Raw genomic sequence first — 19,427 nt, 5'->3', positions numbered from 1 at the left:
ATCCAAAACGGGTTTTCATCATTAATGGGAAATAGGTGAGGTAAGTGCCATAAAGAATGATGAAAAGAATTACGCTGAGCATCAAAATAACCCAAACATTCTTTTGGTTGATGGTTTTCCAAACCCTGGAAAAGTAGTCTTTTAGTTTGGTTTTGTTTTTGGGTTCCGGGTTATTGAGTCCTTTAATAATCCATATTCCCAATGGAATAGCGAGAATCGGCAGTATAAAAATGAATTGCCAGCCGAATACAGCGATTGCACCACCGACTGCAGGATAGGTGGCCGTTCCGATACTCAATACACTGGCATTGTACCCCATCACCTTGGTTCTGGTTTCGCCCGAAAATAAATCGCCAACTAACGTGATGTTTAGGCTTGAAAGTGAACTTGCTCCAATTCCCTGAATGAACCGTAAAACAAGAAGCCAGAAGAAACTAGGGGCAAACATGCAGCTTATGCCAGCAATTCCAAATAGGAACAGCGATGGGACAAGAATTAGTTTTCGTCCGTAGCGGTCGGCCAGCGTTCCGGTAACAGGCGTTAAAAAAATGCCGGGCAGGGTAAAGGCTACAATAAGCCCACCAACTTGTTGAGGATTAATTTTGAAGTGGGCAATAATATCAGGAAATGCCGGGGTGATACTAGCAACCCCCATCATCGCAATTAGTGTAACACTAAAAATGATGTAGATATTATTGTTTTTAAAAACTGCGTTGTCTTGCTGCATAAGACCTCCTCAGGTGTCCGGTAAAATTAACTTTTCTCTATCAAATTAAGTTAATTTAGCTTTACTAACGTCACGAACCTATTTGATATTTTCGGTTTCGCTTCTATCACAAATTGTTAAAGACTCGAAACATGACACTAAATTATTCGCACTGCTTAATTTATGCGGATCGAAGGTTTGTTAAATGATGTTTGAAGAAGCGTAGCTGATTTTTTGGGAAATGTGAAAGAAAAGAATAAGGTCTGAACTCAATTTCAGACCTTATTCTTTAAATGGCTTCGACTACTGAGTTTTCTTCACCAAACTCATTGGTTGCGAAACGGTCAGCTTCAGGTTCATTGATCCATTTTTCGCCATCAACCAGGTAGCGGAACTCATAAGATTTTCCTTTTTCAAGCTCCAGGAGGGTCGTGAAATCACCTGTTTTTAATTGTTTCATGCTGGCGGTTGTATCCCAGTTATTGAAATCACCTGCTAGTGCAACTGATTCAGCACCTTTAACTTCATCTTTTGACAACCGGAAGGTAACTTTACAAACCGGCTTCGATTTTAAAACTTGTTTCTTTAAACTCATACTTTATACTTTTTCTAACTAAACTAAACTAAGGATCTAACTCGTTTCAAAATTAACCGATGAATTGGTGAGATGCAACAAGTAATGCTCAGGTTCACAGTTTGTTAGTGATAATTTAACACAGGTATTTTTGGAGGGTGTATTTTTAGGTTTTTGATTGCTTGTAAACCCAATGAATACAGGCGTTCGTTTTAGTTGGTGTCGGAGAATAAATAATGATTTGAGATAAAATAAGAAGTAATTAATTGGCTTTTTTCGTGTTTTTAACCGATCCCGAATAAGTTTTTGATACCCATAAGCACCATATTTATGCCAATGGCACCAATAAAAAATCCATTCAGACGCAATAAAACCTCCATGTTTTTATCAAAGGCAGTTTTAAATTTCTTTGTTTCAATCGAGTCTCTAAATTTTTTAAGTGCAAAAATGACCAGAAAATTAATGAGGAAGATGATGGTTAGCGATCCGCCTCCAATCAGAAAAGAATGGTCGTGAGCCAATAAAATAGTTAAGGAGATTGTACCGGCGCCAACCATAAAAGGCAGAGCTATTTCTGAAGCTAAGTCGTCCAGGTTTTCTTTAATAATAATTAGTGCTTTCTGCCCCTTTACAATGTAAAAGTAAGCATACGAGAAAATGATTATTCCACCGAAAATACGGAAAGATTCAAAGTCAATTTTAAAAATCAGACGAAAAAATAGATCTCCGGAAAAGAAAAAAACCAGACAAACTAAAAATGAAATCAAACTTGCTTTAAAAATAACCATCATGAAATCGCGATGAGACAAATCTTTCCGAATAGGATCGAGATAAAGAAACAGGGCGAAAGGATTCAACATGACAAGAAACTCAACGATTGATGATAACATGATAGTGTATTATATTATTGATCTTGATTATTCTTTAGACTTGTGCGAATAACTAAACAATTTTTTAAAAGATCAAGTAATTAATTTAAAAACTTGGCGCGTGAGTTTAAGTTTCGAAAGTGCAGGAATTAATCTTATTAAACAAGTAAACTACAAACCACACGAAAACCAACGAGCGATAGCGGAATTTTTATATTTTTGTGGCTTAATTCAGAATACGTTAAAAATCACACAAATAATGGAAATTCCAAGCAAGTATAATCCTGTTGAAGTAGAAGATAAGTGGTATAAGTATTGGTTGGAGCAAAACTATTTTCACTCCGAACCTGACGACCGTGAGCCTTACACCATTGTCATTCCGCCTCCTAATGTCACCGGCGTGTTGCACATGGGGCACATGCTGAATAATACGATACAGGACATTTTAGTTCGCCGCGCACGCTTGCTGGGGAAAAATGCTTGTTGGGTGCCCGGAACCGACCATGCTTCGATTGCTACTGAGGCCAAAGTGGTTGCCAAACTGAAAAGTGAAGGCGTAGGTAAGAAGGATCTAACCCGTGATGAATTCTTGAAACATGCCTGGGATTGGACCGATAAGCACGGTGGAATTATTCTTGAGCAACTTAAAAAACTCGGTGCTTCCTGCGATTGGGAACGCACGAGCTTTACCATGGATGAAATTCGTTCGGAATCGGTTATCAAGGTGTTTGTTGATTTGTACAATAAAGGATTGGTTTACCGTGGTGTGCGGATGGTTAATTGGGATCCTGCGGCTAAAACTGCCGTGTCTGACGAAGAAGTGATTCATAAAGAAGAGCAATCGAAATTATATTACGTTCGCTACCAAATTGAAGGCGAAGATGACTACGTAACAATTGCAACCACTCGCCCGGAAACTATCTTAGGAGACACGGCTGTTTGTGTGAATCCGAATGACGACCGTTTTGAACACCTGAAAGGGAAGCGGGTTTTGGTGCCGCTGGTAGAACGTAGCGTTCCTGTAATTATGGACGAATACGTTGATATGGAGTTTGGAACCGGTTGTTTGAAAATAACACCGGCACACGATATTAATGACTACGAAATTGGCATGCGCCACAACCTGGAAACCATCGATACATTTAATGATGATGGTACGCTAAGCGAAAAAGCCCAAATACTCGTTGGGGTTGAGCGTTTTGAAGCACGCAAACAAATTGTTCCGATGCTGGAAAAATCGGGGAACATGCTTAAGATTGAGGACTATAAAAACAAGGTGGGCTATTCGGAACGTACCGATGTGGTTATCGAGCCCAAGCTTTCGGCTCAGTGGTTTTTATCCATGGAAAAATTGGCCAAGCCTGCATTGGATGCGGTGGAGTCTGATGAGGTAGAGTTTCACCCCAAGAAATTTAAAAACTTATACCGCCACTGGATGGGCAATTTGAAAGATTGGTGTATCAGTCGTCAGTTGTGGTGGGGACATCAAATACCGGTTTATTACCTGGAAGACGGCAGTTTTGTGGTGGCCGAAACCGCTGAAAAAGCACTGGTAGCTGCAAAAGAAAAAACAGGTAATCCAAATCTTACCATGGAAAACTTAACTCAGGACGAAGATGTACTTGACACGTGGGCATCATCGTGGTTGTGGCCGATCTCTGTATTCGACGGCGTAGCCAAACCTGAAAATAACGAAATCAACTATTATTACCCGACCAGCGATTTGGTAACCGGACACGATATTATTTTCTTTTGGGTGGCACGGATGATTATGGCCGGATATTCGGAGCGAGATCAGTACCCATTTAAAAACGTCTATTTTACGGGTATGGTGCGCGACAAACAAGGCCGAAAGATGTCGAAGTCATTGGGTAATTCTCCCGATCCGATTGAGTTGATTGAAAAATATGGAGCAGATGGCGTACGCGTTGGCATGTTGCTCTGTTCGCCAGCCGGAGGTGATCTGTTGTTTGACGAAAGTTTACCGGAGCAAGGCCGGAACTTTTCAGCTAAAATATGGAACTCCTTCCGACTGGTTCGTGGATGGGAAGTGTCAGATGAGCTGGAGCAACCGGAACACTCAAAGCTGGCTATCGAATGGTTTAATCAAAAACTGAGCGAGCAAATAGCTATCATGAACGATCACTTTGATAAGTTCCGAATTTCTGACGCACTGATGACTATTTACACCACCATTCGCGATGAATTTTCATCGTGGTTGTTGGAGGTGGTAAAACCGGCGTATCTGCAGCCAATCGATCGCAAAACTTACGAAGAGGTGCTCGATGCGCTCGATAAAGTGTTGCGGGTATTGCATCCGTTTATGCCGTTTATCTCTGAAGAGATCTGGCAGTTATTACGCGAACGTCAGGCTGGCGAAAGCATCATGGTTAGCCAGTGGCCCGAGGTTGGTGAGGTTGATCAGAACTTATTAACCGATTTTGAAGCGGTGAAAGAAGCCATTGCCGGAATTCGCAATGTGCGTAAAAATAACAATCTGCCGATGAAAGACACACTCGACTTGAAGATCCAAAAAGGAGATAAAGGGTATAACGGTCAGTTCGATTCGGTACTTATTAAGATGGGTAACCTTTCAGGGATTGAATTGGTGACCGAAGAGGTCAAAGGAGCGGCTTCGTTCAGGGTGTTCTCATCCAGTTTCTTTATTGATTTGGGCGACTTGATTGATGTGGAAGAGGAATTAACCAAACTACAAGAAGAATTAAAATACACTCAGGGTTTCTTAAAGTCGGTCGTGAAAAAACTAAGCAATGACCGGTTTGTAAACAATGCACCGGAAGCCGTTGTAGCAAAAGAAAAGGACAAACAAGCTGATGCTGAGGCCAAAATCAAAGTGCTGGAGGAGCAAATTTCAAATTTGAAGTAGCCTCCGGATTCTGTTTATTAATCATTAGTTGGCACAAACAAAGACTAAGCACGAGGTGTTTTGAAACTTGAAACTTGAAACTTTTCTCAAATCAGATTAAGGGTTTTTTTATGCTGAGCTGTTTTATTAGTGAGACAAGATTTTTTTTTTTTTCATAAATTTTACTTTTCTTTTGCAGAAGAGAAAAGCAAGAAAGGCTGGTTTGATCGACCGGCCTTTTGTATGTGCGGGTGTTTTTTATTTTCCATTCACATAACTATTTTTAGGGTCTAAATAAAAAAGTATGCCATCACTTAAAAATAATCCAAACCTGTTGGTTCAATACCTTCAAAAACCAGCTTCCGATTTTACAAAAGAAGATTTGATCCGGTACATTGAAGAGCGCGAAATTGAAATGCTGAATTTTCGCTATGTTGCCGAAGACGGGAAGCTGAAGACCATAAACTTCATGGTTACTACGCGCGAAGAGTTGGACATGGTTTTATCATCGGGTGAGCGGGTTGACGGAAGTAGTATTTTTTCGTTTCTGGAAGTAAACACTAGCGACCTTTATATTGTGCCTCGTTATAAAACGGCTTTTTTGAATCCCTTTTCAAAGATTCCATCTGTTGATGTCTTGTGTTCGTTTTACAATGCCCAGGGAGAGCCCTTGGAAAGCTCGCCGGAAAACATTCTGAAAAAAGCACAAAAGCAGTTTTTTAAAGAAACCAACATGAAGCTCAAGATGATGGGCGAGTTGGAGTTTTACATCTTTGGTGATGCCGAGAATGAAGTAGAAGGGACAGCGGATGGTTACCACTGTGCCGAGCCTTTTACGATGTATGAAGAACTGCGGACGGAGGCGATCAAACTGATTGCTCAATGTGGTGGCATGGTTCGCTTTGGACATGCCGAAAATGGCCGGTTCACACATCAAGGAAAACATTACGAGCAACACGAGATTGAATTTGCACCAGTGAATCCGGAAGATGCATCAGACCAGTTGGTAGTGGCCAAGTGGATTTTGCGCATGTTAGGGTTGAAATACAAGGTGAATGTGACTTTTATACCAAAAATATCGTTGAGCCAGCCCGGCAGCGGCATGCATGTACATTTTTTGGCCGAGCAGGCCGATAAGAATATGTTGGTGGAAAATGGTGAAATTACACCCACCAGTCTGAAAATGATTGCCGGTGTGTTGGACTTGGCACCAGCATTATCAGCATTTGCCAACACCACGCCGGTTTCATATCTGCGTTCCATGCCGGGGCAAAAAGCACCGTACCGTATTTGCTGGGGAAAGCAAAATCGCTCCACCTTAATTCGGGTTCCTTTGGGATGGAATTCAGCAACTGCATTTGGGGCTGACCTTAACCAGCAGGAGCAAGCTAATGTCGATTATACATTCCGGCAAACGATTGAATATCGTGGTTCTGATGGATCAGCAAATCCCTATTTATTTTCGGCGGCTTTGATTATCGGCTTTATGAAAGGTTTATCGGATCCCGAGGCCGTCAAAAAGACGGATGATTATTTTTGCTCCGAGAATTTGTTCTTAAAGGAAGACCAACAACCGGAAGGCGATCATCAATTTGGGCGGTTGCCGAATTCTTGTCACGAAGCGGCTGAGGTTCTTGAAAACTTCCGCCATTATTTTGAAGCCGATCAGATCTTCCCAAAATCGATTATTAATCATACCATTTTGAAATTGCGTTCGTTCGAGGATAAAGAATTGAGTGAGAATTTTAAAACCTATGGCGAAAATCAGGATTTGAAAGAATTGATCAAAGAGTACCTGCATTACATGTAATTAAATGAATACGATAACTACCCTATAAATAAGAATTTACAAATGACACTTATAAAATCAATTTCAGGAATCAGAGGGACAATTGGAGGAAAGCCCGGCGACGGCTTAAGTCCGCTCGATGTGGTAAAATATAGTTCTGCCTATGCCCGGTGGGCGAAAGACACGACCGGAAAATCGAAGCCCACAATTGTTGTTGGTCGCGATGCGCGAATCTCAGGAGCAATGTTTGAATCGCTTGTTTGCGCCTCTCTTAGTGGCATGGGCTGCAAGGTAGTTAATATTGGGCTGGCAACTACACCAACAACCGAGTTGGCAGTTGTAAAAGAAAAGGCTGATGGCGGTATTATTTTAACAGCCAGTCATAACCCGGCACAGTGGAATGCTCTGAAGTTGCTCAATGGCAATGGCGAATTCTTGTCGGCTGTTGAAGGAGCGAAAGTTTTAGATTTTGCTGAGACTGAAGATTTTGAGTTTGCCGATGTTTATGACCTTGGATCGATCAGTGAAAAGGATTACCTGCAAGCCCACGTTGATCATGTTTTGAAGCTGGAATTGGTGGATGTTGATGCCATTTCAAAAGCCAATTTTACGGTCGCTTTTGATGCCGTTAATTCGGTTGGAGGAATTGCAATTCCTGCGCTGTTGAAAGCTCTGGGAGTGCAAAACATCGTCCCCATCAATGAGCAACCAACCGGCCATTTTGCGCATGTGCCTGAACCTTTGCCTGAGAATCTGATTGACACCTGCAAACTGGTTCGGGAGCAAAATGTTGACGTATGCTTTGTGGTTGACCCTGATGTTGATCGCTTGTCGATTATCTCGGAAGATGGAAGCATGTTTAACGAAGAGTACACCTTGGTGGCAGTTGCCGACTATGTTCTGTCAAAAAAACCGGGCAATACAGTTTCCAACTTATCGTCAACACGGGCGTTACGCGATATTACTGAAAAATACGGCGGCACTTATACAGCATCGGCAGTTGGAGAAGTGAATGTGGTAACAGAGATGAAGGCAACCAATGCTCTTATTGGAGGCGAAGGGAATGGTGGTGTAATTTACCCGGCCTCACATTACGGGCGCGATGCCTTGGTTGGAATTGCCTTGTTTTTGACTCATCTGGCTAAGTCTGGTAAAACATGTACTGAACTGCGTAAAACCTATCCGAATTATTTCATTTCTAAAAATAAAATTGAATTGACCCCTGAAATTGATGTTGATGCGATTTTAGTAAAAATGAAAGAAAAATACCGGAACGAGCAGGTAAACGATATTGATGGGGTCAAGATTGATTTTGAACAAGAATGGGTTCACTTGCGTAAGTCAAACACCGAACCAATTATCCGCATTTATGCTGAATCAATCAATCAGCAGTCTTCGGTTGCATTGGCTGAACGAATCATTAATGAAATAAAAGACCTTATATAGAAATTAGGGTTTAACGGAACTAGATTTTTATAAAAGTACCATTTTATGGTGCTTTTATATTTTTTTAAGAAAATTTATGTTCGTTTTGCTTAATTGGCATAAATATTGTCTTAAATTGGAACCCAGATCATAAAATGAAATTGAGCAGTTATTGATTGAGGCGCTTACCGAAAAAAATAATTTCAAAATGGTCTTTTGCAAATGAGCAACGTTTTCCAACATGTTAATCAAACAAATTCAAATACTACTAACAGCAAAAAACCATGAAAAACAGAAAAATCATTCTGATTGCTCTTATTCCTGTTTTACTAATCATTCTATTTTTTATTTTTCAGAGTAGCGACAAGGTTGATAATGACATTATTGTTCCTGTAGAACGCGGCTCATTTGAAGTAAAAATTTACTCATCAGGAGAATTAGAATCTGAAAACTCTGAGAATATTACTATTCCGGAAAAAATGAAAGATCGTAGCCTGCGGATTTATGAATTGACAATTACCGACCTTGTAGAAGAAGGAACTTATGTCGATTCAGGTGATTACGTCGGTACGCTCGACCACAAGGCGGTTGAGGAAAAGATTAAAGAAGCCCAAGACGAATTAGATAAAGCGCTAACGGAACTTCAGGATGCTAAGATTGATTCGAACCTAAATCTAAGTAATCAGCGAGATGCTATTATTAATGCCGAACTTGATTTAGAAGAAAAGCGCATTGTTGTGGATGAGTCAATCTACGAGGCTCCATCTGTTCAGAAAAAGGCCAAAATGGATCACGATAAAGCATCGCGCAAGTACGCGCAAGAAAAAAATGCCTATAAGTTAAAGCGAGAACAAGAAGAAAATAAGGTAACCCGAAGGTTTATTAATTACCGCCAAATTAACGATCGGTTGAAGGAGCTGGATGTTTTGTATAATTCGTTAGATATTTATTCACCCAAAAAAGGCTTACTTACTTATTTTAAGCAAGGATTTGGAGGAGTTACTAAAGTGGGATCGCGTGTTACGATGTGGAATCCAATTATTGCTACAATTCCAGACATGACCAACTTGATTTCACGAACCTACATCAACGAGATTGACATTTCGGAAGTAAAAGTAGGATTGCCGGTAAAGGTTGGTGTTGATGCTTTCCCTGAAAAGGAACTTGCCGGCGAAGTAATATCGATGGCGAATATTGGTCAGAACATGCTAAACAGTGACGCCAAGGTATTTGAAGTAAAAATTAAAATTTTTGATGAAGATCCGGATTTGCGGCCAGCCATGACGACCAGCAATGTTATTCAGGCTAAAACCATAGAAGACACTTTATTTATACCGCAGGAATCGGTTCATTCAAATGACAGCCTTCAGTATGTATTTAAAGAAAGAAGAGGCGATCCGGTTAAGCAGATTGTTTCGCTGGGCGATGCCAATGCTAACTACATTTTGATTCGAGATGGATTGAATGAAGATGACCGTGTCTATCTTTCAACTCCCGAAAACGCAGAGCAGTTGGACTATGACGGACTTGAAGTTTATGCTAAAATATTGAAAGAAAAGAAAGCACAAAAAGCTGCCGAAGATCAAGCAAAAGCTGAATTTGAAAAGAATTCGAAAGATCCTCAACGACCAACTGGTACGACTCCGGAAATGATGAAGAATATGAAAGTAAACTAAATCGATTAGAATTATGTGGATAGAACGTTACTTTCATGATATTATCATCGGAATTGAAGCAATTTTCGATAATCGTTTAAAGTCAATGCTAACTGCCCTGGGAATTATTTTTGGTGTGGCAGCGGTCATTAGTATGATGGCCATTGGTAAGGGAGCAGAACAAGAGATTTTGGAACAAATAAAGATGGTTGGTGTAAATAATATTGTTGTTACTCCAACTTCAGTTAGTGTTGAGGGCAGTGGATCAAAATCGGGCGATGAATCCGGGGCACGTCGGTCGAAGTTCAGTAAAGGGTTGAGTTTGCTTGATGCGCAGGCAATTTCAGAAGTGATTCCTTCTGTAGACAAAATAAGCCCGGTTATATCGTTTAATTACTCAGCTATTCTCAATGGGAAGAGCAACCCGGTTGTATTGGAAGGAGTGGATGAAAGTTATTTCGAGCTGTTTAGTATCAGTTTGCAGGAGGGCGAAATTTTCAGTCAAACACAAAGCGAAATGGGACAGCCGGTTTGTATTATCGGAGATAATATTAAAAGCGTCTTTTTTAAACAAGAGAACCCTGTTGGAAAGAGTATTAAGTGTGGGAAGATTTGGTTGAAAGTTATTGGGGTGGTCGAAAAAAGGGATTTTACAACTTCAGCTTCCGATGAAATGGGGATCAGTAGCTCTGACAATAAAATTTTTGTGCCCGTTCAAACCGTGTTATTGCGATTTAAAAACCGATCGCTTATTCGTGCCGATGAGGTTGAGAAAGCCAATTCGAAGCAAGGCGGTGGTGGCATGGTGATAGTAGGAATGGGATCGGGAAGCGATGGAGATGTGAGTGATGATAATGATGGAAATTTGAACCAGTTAAGCAAAATTATCCTTCAGGTGAAAGAGACTGAACAATTAAGTGGAACTGCCAATATTGTTAAACGAATGCTGTATCGGCGCCACTCCGAAATGTATGATTTTGAGGTGACTATCCCTGAGTTATTGCTGAAGCAACAACAACGCACAAAAAATATTTTTAATGTTGTGCTTGGAGCAATTGCAGGCATTTCGCTGATTGTTGGTGGAATTGGAATTATGAATATTATGCTGGCTTCGGTAATGGAACGAATACGCGAGATTGGCACCCGGCAGGCTATTGGTGCTTCTCAAAAAGACATCATTGTTCAATTTCTATCCGAATCTACTTTAATCAGCGTTTTTGGAGGAATTATAGGAATCATTCTAGGTGTTATCCTCTCCCAAATGATCACGGCTATTTTCGATATCAAAACCGTTGTTTCGCTTTTCAGCATTGTTATTGCCTTCGGGGTGTCTGCCGCTGTTGGTATCATATTTGGTTATCTTCCTGCGAAACAGGCAGCTGAGAAAGACCCGGTAGAATCACTCCGTTATTAACCCGAAAACCAGAATCATGAAATCAAAATATTTACTTTCAATATTATTTACTGTTCTAATTGGTCTGTCAACAAAAGGACAAGACAAGCAGTTGAAATTGTCGCTTGAAGATGTTATTGAACTGGCTTCTTCTCAATCGCTGGATGCTTTTCGTAATGAAAACATGTTTCGCGCCAGTTATTGGGAATTTCGATATTTTAAAGCCGACAGGTTGCCAAGTCTAAGTTTAGATGCAACTCCTCTTGATTTTAATCGGTACCGAAACCGAGAATATAATTTTCAGACCAACGAAGAGGAATATGTACAACGCGAATATTTGAATGCTGATTTTGGTTTGTCGTTGAATCAGAATGTAGCTTTAACCGGTGGACGATTGTTTTTGCGCTCAGAATTGGGGATGGTAAAAAACCTGAATGGCGATAAGAATAATTCGTACCAGTCAACGCCAATTAGTATTGGCTATCAGCAGGAATTGAACGGTTATAACCGCCTGCGTTGGGAAGCGAAAATTGAGCCGTTGAAGTATGAGAAAGCTAAAAAAGTGTTTATCGAGTCGAGGGAAAATCTTTCGATAAAAGCCACTCGACGCTTTTTTAACTTAGTATCAGCGGAAATTAATTTGTCGATTGCAGAAAATAATAAGGCGAGTGCCGATACACTTTATAAAATTGGTCAGGGGCGCTTTCAAGTGGGGACTGTTACCCAGGACGAGTTGCTGAATTTGCAATTGAGTCAGCTAAGAGCTGAGCAGGCTCTGAATACGACAAAGTTGGGTTTGTTGCGTGCACAGGCTGAGCTCAATTCGTTTTTAGGATTGGATAAAAACACGAAGGTTTCTTGCATTGTACCTAGCGAAATACCAAAACTGGAAGTAAAGGCAGGCGAAGCGATTGCACAAGCCTTGGATAATAACCCGGAGATTTTAAATCAACAACAGCAGCTGCTTCAAGAAGATCGACAGGTGGCCGAAGCAAAATCAGAAATCGGTTTAAATACTAGTATCTATGCACTGTATGGATTGGACCAGTCAGCAAAAGAGCTTGAGAATGTATATGATAATCCTGATCGTAGTCAGCGTTTTAGGTTAGGGGTAAATATTCCCATTGTTGATTGGGGGAGACGAAAAGGGCGGTATCAAATGGCTGAATATAGCCGGGAAGTAGTAAAAGCAACTGTAAGGCAGGCTCGCATTGATTTTGAGCAGGATATTGTACAAACCGTCATGGAGTTCAATTTGCAGGGAGATCAGGTTCGCAATGCAGCTTTGGCCGATACGGTAGCACAAAAAGGATTTGAGGTGACTTTTCAGCGGTTTCTGATCGGGAAAGTAGATGTCATTAATCTAAATCAGGCTCGCAATGACTTGGAGCAAGCCCGGAAGGACTATGTTTTAGCGCTCAATGCGTATTGGAATTATTATTATTCCATTCGGAGGTTAACGCTTTATGATTTTGCGAACGATGAACCGTTGACCGAAGAATATGACGAGATTCTAAAAAATTAGAAGGCATGAAAAAGAATAAAAAAATAATAGTTTGGGGAGTTGTTGCCGTCCTGTTACTCGCCATCGTCGTGTTTTGGGTGTTTGATGGAGATCTGGTTACACAAGGGAAAACGTTTGTCGTTAAGCGCGGGAACTTGGATGCTGTAATTGAAACTGTTGGCGAGGTGAAAGGAGAGAAAGCTACTGAAATCAATATTCCACTGGTCATTCGAGATCGTGAGCTTCGGATTTGGCAGATAAAAATTGTGGATATGGTTGAGGAAGGAAAGATTGTTAAAAAAGGTGATTACATTGCTCAACTCGATCAAACTGACCTCTCGAATCGGATGCGGGATAAGATACAGGACAAAGAAAGAGCAGATGCCGATCTTAAAAATATTCGGATTGATAGCACGGTTACCTTAACGCAAAAGCGTCAGGAGATAACAAATGCTTTGCTCGATCTGGAATATAATAAAATTGATCTGGAGCAGTCGAAATATGAATCAGGAGCCTATCAACGTAAAACCCAGATGGCTTATCAAAAAGCGGAAATTGCTTTAGCGAAAAAGAGGAGAGATTACCTTTTAGAACAAAACCGACTGAAAATGCGGGTTCTTCGGTTGGAACGAAGAGTAAAGGAACTGGATGATTTTATTGCCCGTTATCAAGAAGCATTACGTTCAACCAGAATTACAACGCCACAAGATGGAATTGTGATGCTGGGTACCAATTGGGATGGCTCCAAGTACTCAAAAGATGATGAAATAAGCACTTGGCGTCCTCTGATTGCAAGGTTGCCGGATATGTCGTCAGCTATCTCAGAAACCTATGTAAAGGAGATTGACATTTCTAAAATTCAGAAAGGGGATAGTGTTTCAATAACAATTGATGCGCTTTCCGAAAAATCATATTACGGAGAAGTTATCTACATTGCTTCAATTGGGGAGGATCATCAAGGGGTTGATATGAAGGTGTTTAAAGTGATCGTCCGGTTTAAAAATAACGATGACGATTTAAAGCCTGGAATGACCTGTATGAATCATATTGTGTTTGATCATTATGAAAATCAGACAATAATTCCAAGCAAGGCTGTGTTCCCAGACAGTGTGCAGTCGGTTGTTTACCTGAAGCAGGGCGGTACGGTAATCCGACAACCCGTAGAAGTGGGAGCCGAAAATGATGGGATGGTTGCCATTCTGAATGGTTTGAACGAAGGGGATCGAATTTTGCTGTCGGCTCCGGAAGAAATCTAAGATAACGGGTGGAATAATCAATGTGACACCGGATTTTTATCATTGTATTCTTACGCTTTTGAGCTTTCAGTTTGGCCATTACTCAGTACCAACTGATATCTGCAGAAATGCTTCATTGAATGGTTATTAAATTGTTAATGCGCAGCCGTTTTTCTAGGGATTTTAGAAATACCTTTTATCTTTGTCTGCCGTTTAATAAATTATCAAAAATTAAAAAACTACTATTATGAAAGTTACCGTTGTAGGTGCAGGTGCAGTAGGTGCCAGTTGTGCTGAATATATCGCAATTAAAGATTTCGCTGATGAGATTGTCTTGGTTGACATCAAAGAAGGTTTTGCCGAAGGTAAAGCAATGGACTTGATGCAAACCGCGTCATTAAATGGATTTGATTCAGCTATCACAGGAACAACAGGCGATTACTCAAAAACAGCAGGTAGCGATGTCGCTGTTATTACCAGTGGTATTCCTCGTAAACCAGGAATGACAAGAGAAGAATTGATTGGTATTAATGCAGGAATTGTTAAAACAGTTGCTGAGAATTTAATCAAACATTCTCCAGATGTTATTCTGATTGTTGTTAGTAACCCAATGGATACGATGGCGTACTTGGCGCATAAAGCAACAGGGCTGCCTAAAAACCGCATTATCGGGATGGGTGGAGCATTGGATAGTGCTCGTTTCAAATACCGATTGGCTGAAGCGTTGGCTTGTCCTCAATCTGATGTTGAAGGCATGGTAATTGGTGGTCACTCTGACACAGGAATGGTTCCATTAATCGAGAAAGCGGTACGCAACAGTGTTCCTGTTTCTGAATTCCTTTCTGAAGAGCAAATGAGCGAAGTTGTTGAAGCGACTAAAGTTGGAGGTGCTACATTGACTAAATTATTAGGAACGAGTGCATGGTATGCGCCAGGTGCTGCAGTTTCAGAATTGGTTAAAGCAATTGCGCTTGACTCGAAGAAATTGTTCCCATGTTCAGCTTTATTGGAAGGTGAATTTGGATTAAACGACATTTCGTTAGGAGTACCTTGTATTTTAGGTAAAAACGGAATTGAAAAAATCGTTGAGATTTCACTTACTGATGCTGAAAAGGAAAAACTGGCTTCCAGTGCCGAAGGAGTTAGCAAAGTAAATGCTTTGCTCGAAGCTTAGAAAATCGAATTTAATTACACTATATTTAATGCCTCTGCACTTTGTAGAGGCATTTTTTTTAATTTATGGCAAAAATATCCATTGAGTTAGTTGAGTTAGAGTATCATAATTATCACCTGTTGGTGCAAGGGAAATTTGAAGATGGAGAAAAGGCTTACTGGATCATTGATACAGGGGCCTCGAAAACAGTGTTTGATAAAAGTCTGTCACAATACTGTACTCAGGTTGAACCTGCCAATAATGAGGAATACCAGAGTGCCGGAATTAGCGAAGGCATGGTTGAAACATCGGTAGGCGAATTACGCTACATGGCTTTTGGTAAACTGAAAGTAAAAGATCAGAAAGTGGCTTTGATTAATTTGGATCATGTCAATGAAATCTATCAAAAATACCGCGATGTCCGCATTTGTGGATTGCTGGGGAGTGATCTTTTGAAAAAGTTTCAGTGTGTGATCGACTATAAATATGAGACAATCTCATTTTCAAGGCCCCGAAAATAGCCACAATTGTTTTAAAACACCTTCTCGGGTATCTACAGGTTGACTTGCATTGTCCTGTTCGTGAGTGCGATATGATGATGGGATTCAGTTGCGTTCCAGTTGAAATTTGTACCGGATTATTCACAATCGTTTCATAAAAATGAATATATTTGCGACCTGTTGAAGAAAATTGTGAAAGCTAAATTTGATATATCACGAAAATTTATGGTTCGCCTGTTGCTCTTTATTGTAGTAATTGGTGGTGCATATATTTTTGATCGTTGTCATGATCAGCTCCCTGAACAGCATGCCGGTCAACAGCAAGATGCGTCTGAGCATCATGTGAACATGTCTCAGATGTTCGTTTACAACTCGGTCAGTAGCTATAAAATTCGTTCGGGAAGTAATCGCTTAGTTTCAAAAATATTATTCACCATCGGTAACGATAAGTTTTTGGCTGCTTTTCACAATCACAAGACTTTTCATGTTTTAAAGGCCGAATCGTTGAAAGAACGCTCGCCGCAAAACCTGATGGTTCATTTTCGGAAATTCATGATTTGTCATCATTCCAATTCCGACGATAACCCTTACATAGCCTAATTTCCGTTAGTCGAGTCTCTTTCGATTAACTATCCTAATTTCAGTTGGCCGTTTTCCGGCTCCGTTTCCGAATTTATTTTAAAGATTAAATAGACACTTACAATCTAAATTTTAGACAAATGCAAAACAAAGGATTAATCAGAACTTTTGCCATTTTATTGGCTTTGGTTTGTGTTTACCAGCTCAGTTTCACTTTTAAAGCTTGGCAGGTAGAACGTAATGCTGAGGAGTTCGCACAGGGCGACCCTGTAAAAGAACGTAATTACCTGGATTCAATTTCAGGTGAAGAGGTTTACAACCTATTAGGGTTGAAAAGTTATACCTATAAGGATGTAAAAGCGCTGGAGATGAACCTGGGGCTTGACCTTAAAGGTGGTATGAACGTAACGCTTGAAGTTTCTGTTGTTGACTTAATCAAGTCTCTCTCGAACTACAGCACTGATACGACATTTAATGCAGCCATCAAACGTGCACAGGAATTGCAACGCGATAGCCAGGAAGATTTCGTGACACTTTTTGGTCGCGCTTTCGAGGAAACGGACCCAAATGCTCGTTTAGCGGCTATCTTCAACACGCTTGAGTTGAAAGATAAAGTGAAGTACAATTCAACCAATGCCGAAGTATTGGATGTAATTCGTCAGGAAACGAATGCTGCAATTGAAAATTCATTCAATATTATTCGTACGCGTATCGACCGCTTTGGTGTTGCACAGCCTAATGTGCAGAAATTACAAACAGCAGGCCGTATTTTGGTAGAACTTCCAGGTGTAGATAACCCGGAGCGTGTGCGTAAGTTGTTACAAGGAACTGCAAAGCTTGAGTTTTGGGAAACCTGGGAGAATAGCGAGGTTTTTCCATACCTACAGCAAGTGAATGTACAACTGAAAGATGTATTGGATCTGGAATCTTCAAAAACTGAAGGAGATTCAACGGAAGTAGCAGATGATTCTGCTACAGCAACTGCTGAGGGAGACGATGACTCGTTGTTGGGAGAACTTGAAACTGAAGAAGCTGATAGTACAGCCGCTATGGATAATATGGCTGATTTCAGAAAAAATTACCCACTATTTGCGGTGCTTAATCCTAGCACAACTACTGATGGGCAATTGTTCCCCGGACCAGTTGTTGGTACTGCTCATGCCAAGGATACTTCTAAAGTAAATACATACCTGAACATGCCTCAGGTAAAATCAATTCTGCCACGTAGCGTTCAATTTAAATGGACTTCAAAAGCTATAGATGAGGGTGGAAACTATTTCCGGTTGATTGCCATTAAAGTAACCAGCCGCGATGGACAAGCTCCATTGGATGGTGATGTTATTGTTGATGCTCGTCAAGATTACGAACAGTTTGGTAGCCGTCCCGAGGTTTCTATGACAATGAACTCTGAAGGCGCTAAAGCCTGGGCTCGTTTGACAAAAGAGAATATTGGAAAATCAATCGCGATTGTACTCGACGGTTATGTCCGTTCATTTCCTACCGTAAATGGCGAAATTACCGGAGGACGTTCTAGTATTTCGGGATTGGAAACCGTTGAGGAGGCAAAGGATTTAGCGAACATCCTTAAGTCAGGGAAAATGCCTGCTCCAGCTCGAATTCTGCAAGAAGAGATTGTCGGGCCTTCGTTAGGTCAGGAAGCCATTAGCAGCGGTATGTGGTCGTTTGTAATCGCTTTCATCTTGGTATTGGCTTATATGTTGTTCTTTTACAGCAAGAATGCCGGTTTAACAGCCAACATAGCGTTGTTAGCCAACTTGTTCTTTGTTATCGGAGTGCTTGCTTCAATTGGTGCGGTATTAACACTGCCGGGTATTGCTGGTATTGTGCTAACAATTGGTATGTCGGTTGATGCGAACGTGCTGATTTATGAGCGGATACAGGAAGAACGTAAAGCCGGAAAAGGATTGAAACTAGCCATCACCGATGGTTACAGGAATGCTTATTCAGCAATTATCGATGGTCAGGTGACGACCTTATTAACTGGTATCGTTCTTTATATGTTCGGTTCTGGTCCTATTAAAGGTTTCGCAACTACCTTGATTATTGGTATTTTCACTTCCTTGTTCTCAGCTATTTTCCTAACTCGTTTGATTTTCGAACGTCAATTGGGTAGAGATGCGAAGATTACATTTTCATCAAAAATGACTGACAACTGGTTGAGAAACACTCATATAAAATTCCTGGAGAAACGTAAAATCGCGTATGTAATTTCAGGGGCTTTAATTGTTCTCTCAATTATGTCTTTTGCGGTTCGTGGATTTAACTACGGAATCGACTTCAAAGGAGGACGTACTTACGTGGTTCGGTTTGATGACGATGTGAAAGTTGAAAAAGTAGGTGAAGCATTGGCTGCCGTTTATGGCGAAGCTCCTGAAGTAAAGACTTTTGGAGGAAGCAACCAGGTGAAAATCACCACAGAGTATAAAATTGATGAGTTGACTGAAGATGTTGACAATGAAGTTGAACAATTGATGGTTAAAGGATTGGCTGATGCCGGTTATATTGCAGGCGAAGATATGGATACCTTTATTAAAGATCATCGGATGAGTTCACAAAAAGTTGGGCCAACCATCTCCGATGATATCAAAAAGGATGCATTGATTGCGGTCGTGTTTTCACTCATCATTATTTTCCTTTATGTTTTAATCCGTTTCCGAAACTGGCAGTATGGACTAGGGGCGGTCGCAGCCTTGGCGCACGACTCCATAATTGTGTTAGGGATTTTCTCCTTGTTTTACGGACTCCTGCCATTCTCATTAGAAATTGACCAGGCATTTATTGCGGCGATTTTGACCGTGTTAGGATACTCAATTAACGATACCGTGGTTGTATTCGACCGTATTCGTGAGTACCTGGGATTACACCCGAAACGCGATCGTGATGAAAATGTGGATAGCGCGTTGAATTCAACCTTACGTCGTACATTCAGTACATCGTTGAGTACATTCGTCGTATTATTGGCTATCTTCCTGTTTGGAGGAACTTCAATTCAAGGATTTACATTTGCCTTGCTGGTAGGTGTGGTTGTTGGTACTTACTCTTCCTTGTTTATCGCGACACCCGTTGCGTTCGATACTCAAAAGAGAGTTGCCAAAGTAGTTGCTAAAAAGAAATAGTATAAAACAAAATACTTGCTGGAAGCCCCGACCAATCAGGTC

Annotated in this window: 14 protein-coding genes; 11 read left to right on the top strand and 3 right to left on the bottom strand. The window is 40.7% G+C overall.

The annotated features are described in order from the left end of the window. From ACTB00_RS15470 to ACTB00_RS15460, 3 genes are all read right to left on the bottom strand, one after another. A partial coding sequence (locus ACTB00_RS15470) for an MFS transporter (RefSeq protein ID WP_463300823.1) occupies window positions 1–727 on the bottom strand: 727 nt, incomplete at its 3' end. A 268-nt stretch (window positions 728–995) separates the two neighbouring features. Beyond that, window positions 996–1,301, bottom strand: coding sequence for an isoamylase early set domain-containing protein (locus ACTB00_RS15465; RefSeq protein ID WP_463300822.1), 306 nt, complete (start codon window positions 1,299–1,301; stop codon window positions 996–998). Between the two features lie 263 nt (window positions 1,302–1,564). Further along, the gene (locus tag ACTB00_RS15460; RefSeq protein ID WP_159521073.1) at window positions 1,565–2,170 is read right to left on the bottom strand and encodes a MarC family protein; all 606 of its coding nucleotides are present in this window, start codon (window positions 2,168–2,170) and stop codon (window positions 1,565–1,567) included. A gap of 100 nt (window positions 2,171–2,270) precedes the next feature. On the opposite strand from ACTB00_RS15460, the gene ACTB00_RS15455 reads away from it, so the two are divergent. The 11 genes from ACTB00_RS15455 to secDF all read left to right on the top strand — a co-directional run bounded on the left by ACTB00_RS15455 (window position 2,271) and on the right by secDF (window position 19,385). Further along, entirely contained in the window at window positions 2,271–5,036 is a 2,766-nt protein-coding gene (locus ACTB00_RS15455) for a valine--tRNA ligase (protein WP_463300821.1), read from the top strand. 283 nt (window positions 5,037–5,319) lie between these two features. Next, complete coding sequence (locus tag ACTB00_RS15450) at window positions 5,320–6,825, top strand: glutamine synthetase family protein (protein ID WP_463300820.1); 1,506 nt, start codon at window positions 5,320–5,322, stop codon at window positions 6,823–6,825. Between the two features lie 42 nt (window positions 6,826–6,867). Continuing rightward, window positions 6,868–8,250 (top strand): phosphoglucosamine mutase, encoded by a 1,383-nt coding sequence (gene glmM / locus ACTB00_RS15445; protein ID WP_463300819.1) that lies wholly within the window; start codon window positions 6,868–6,870, stop codon window positions 8,248–8,250. 263 nt (window positions 8,251–8,513) lie between these two features. Continuing rightward, window positions 8,514–9,905 (top strand): efflux RND transporter periplasmic adaptor subunit, encoded by a 1,392-nt coding sequence (locus ACTB00_RS15440; protein WP_463300818.1) that lies wholly within the window; start codon window positions 8,514–8,516, stop codon window positions 9,903–9,905. A gap of 13 nt (window positions 9,906–9,918) precedes the next feature. Next, window positions 9,919–11,298 carry an ABC transporter permease gene (locus ACTB00_RS15435; protein WP_463300817.1) on the top strand — a complete coding sequence of 460 codons (1,380 nt, stop codon included), beginning with the start codon at window positions 9,919–9,921 and terminating at the stop codon, window positions 11,296–11,298. Between the two features lie 16 nt (window positions 11,299–11,314). Continuing rightward, the gene (locus ACTB00_RS15430; protein ID WP_463300816.1) at window positions 11,315–12,802 is read left to right on the top strand and encodes a TolC family protein; all 1,488 of its coding nucleotides are present in this window, start codon (window positions 11,315–11,317) and stop codon (window positions 12,800–12,802) included. 5 nt (window positions 12,803–12,807) lie between these two features. Continuing rightward, entirely contained in the window at window positions 12,808–14,037 is a 1,230-nt protein-coding gene (locus tag ACTB00_RS15425) for an efflux RND transporter periplasmic adaptor subunit (protein ID WP_463300815.1), read from the top strand. A 226-nt stretch (window positions 14,038–14,263) separates the two neighbouring features. Next, complete coding sequence (locus tag ACTB00_RS15420; RefSeq protein WP_159521049.1) at window positions 14,264–15,190, top strand: malate dehydrogenase; 927 nt, start codon at window positions 14,264–14,266, stop codon at window positions 15,188–15,190. A 65-nt stretch (window positions 15,191–15,255) separates the two neighbouring features. Continuing rightward, window positions 15,256–15,690, top strand: a complete 435-nt coding sequence (locus tag ACTB00_RS15415; protein WP_463300814.1) for an aspartyl protease family protein — start codon at window positions 15,256–15,258, stop codon at window positions 15,688–15,690. 171 nt (window positions 15,691–15,861) lie between these two features. Beyond that, window positions 15,862–16,269 carry a hypothetical protein gene (locus ACTB00_RS15410; RefSeq protein WP_463300813.1) on the top strand — a complete coding sequence of 136 codons (408 nt, stop codon included), beginning with the start codon at window positions 15,862–15,864 and terminating at the stop codon, window positions 16,267–16,269. Between the two features lie 119 nt (window positions 16,270–16,388). Continuing rightward, window positions 16,389–19,385: a protein translocase subunit SecDF gene (secDF, locus tag ACTB00_RS15405; protein WP_463300812.1), complete on the top strand. Its 2,997-nt coding sequence runs from the start codon at window positions 16,389–16,391 to the stop codon at window positions 19,383–19,385. Window positions 19,386–19,427: the final 42 nt, after the last annotated feature.

Source organism: Sunxiuqinia sp. (assembly GCF_055140945.1).
Note: the sequence above shows the minus strand (reverse complement) of the source record. Positions and strands in the feature narration are given on the sequence as shown.

Bases quoted from the DNA above. Each gene is read 5' to 3' on its own strand.
- ACTB00_RS15425 (WP_463300815.1), top strand. From the start codon at position 12,808: ATGAAAAAGAATAAAAAAATAATAGTTTGGGGAGTTGTTGCCGTCCTG.
- ACTB00_RS15435 (WP_463300817.1), top strand. From the start codon at position 9,919: ATGTGGATAGAACGTTACTTTCATGATATTATCATCGGAATTGAAGCA.
- glmM (WP_463300819.1), top strand. From the start codon at position 6,868: ATGACACTTATAAAATCAATTTCAGGAATCAGAGGGACAATTGGAGGA.
- ACTB00_RS15450 (WP_463300820.1), top strand. From the start codon at position 5,320: ATGCCATCACTTAAAAATAATCCAAACCTGTTGGTTCAATACCTTCAA.
- ACTB00_RS15420 (WP_159521049.1), top strand. From the start codon at position 14,264: ATGAAAGTTACCGTTGTAGGTGCAGGTGCAGTAGGTGCCAGTTGTGCT.
- ACTB00_RS15415 (WP_463300814.1), top strand. From the start codon at position 15,256: ATGGCAAAAATATCCATTGAGTTAGTTGAGTTAGAGTATCATAATTAT.
- ACTB00_RS15430 (WP_463300816.1), top strand. From the start codon at position 11,315: ATGAAATCAAAATATTTACTTTCAATATTATTTACTGTTCTAATTGGT.
- ACTB00_RS15460 (WP_159521073.1), bottom strand. From the start codon at position 2,170: ATGTTATCATCAATCGTTGAGTTTCTTGTCATGTTGAATCCTTTCGCC.
- ACTB00_RS15440 (WP_463300818.1), top strand. From the start codon at position 8,514: ATGAAAAACAGAAAAATCATTCTGATTGCTCTTATTCCTGTTTTACTA.
- ACTB00_RS15465 (WP_463300822.1), bottom strand. From the start codon at position 1,301: ATGAGTTTAAAGAAACAAGTTTTAAAATCGAAGCCGGTTTGTAAAGTT.
- secDF (WP_463300812.1), top strand. From the start codon at position 16,389: ATGCAAAACAAAGGATTAATCAGAACTTTTGCCATTTTATTGGCTTTG.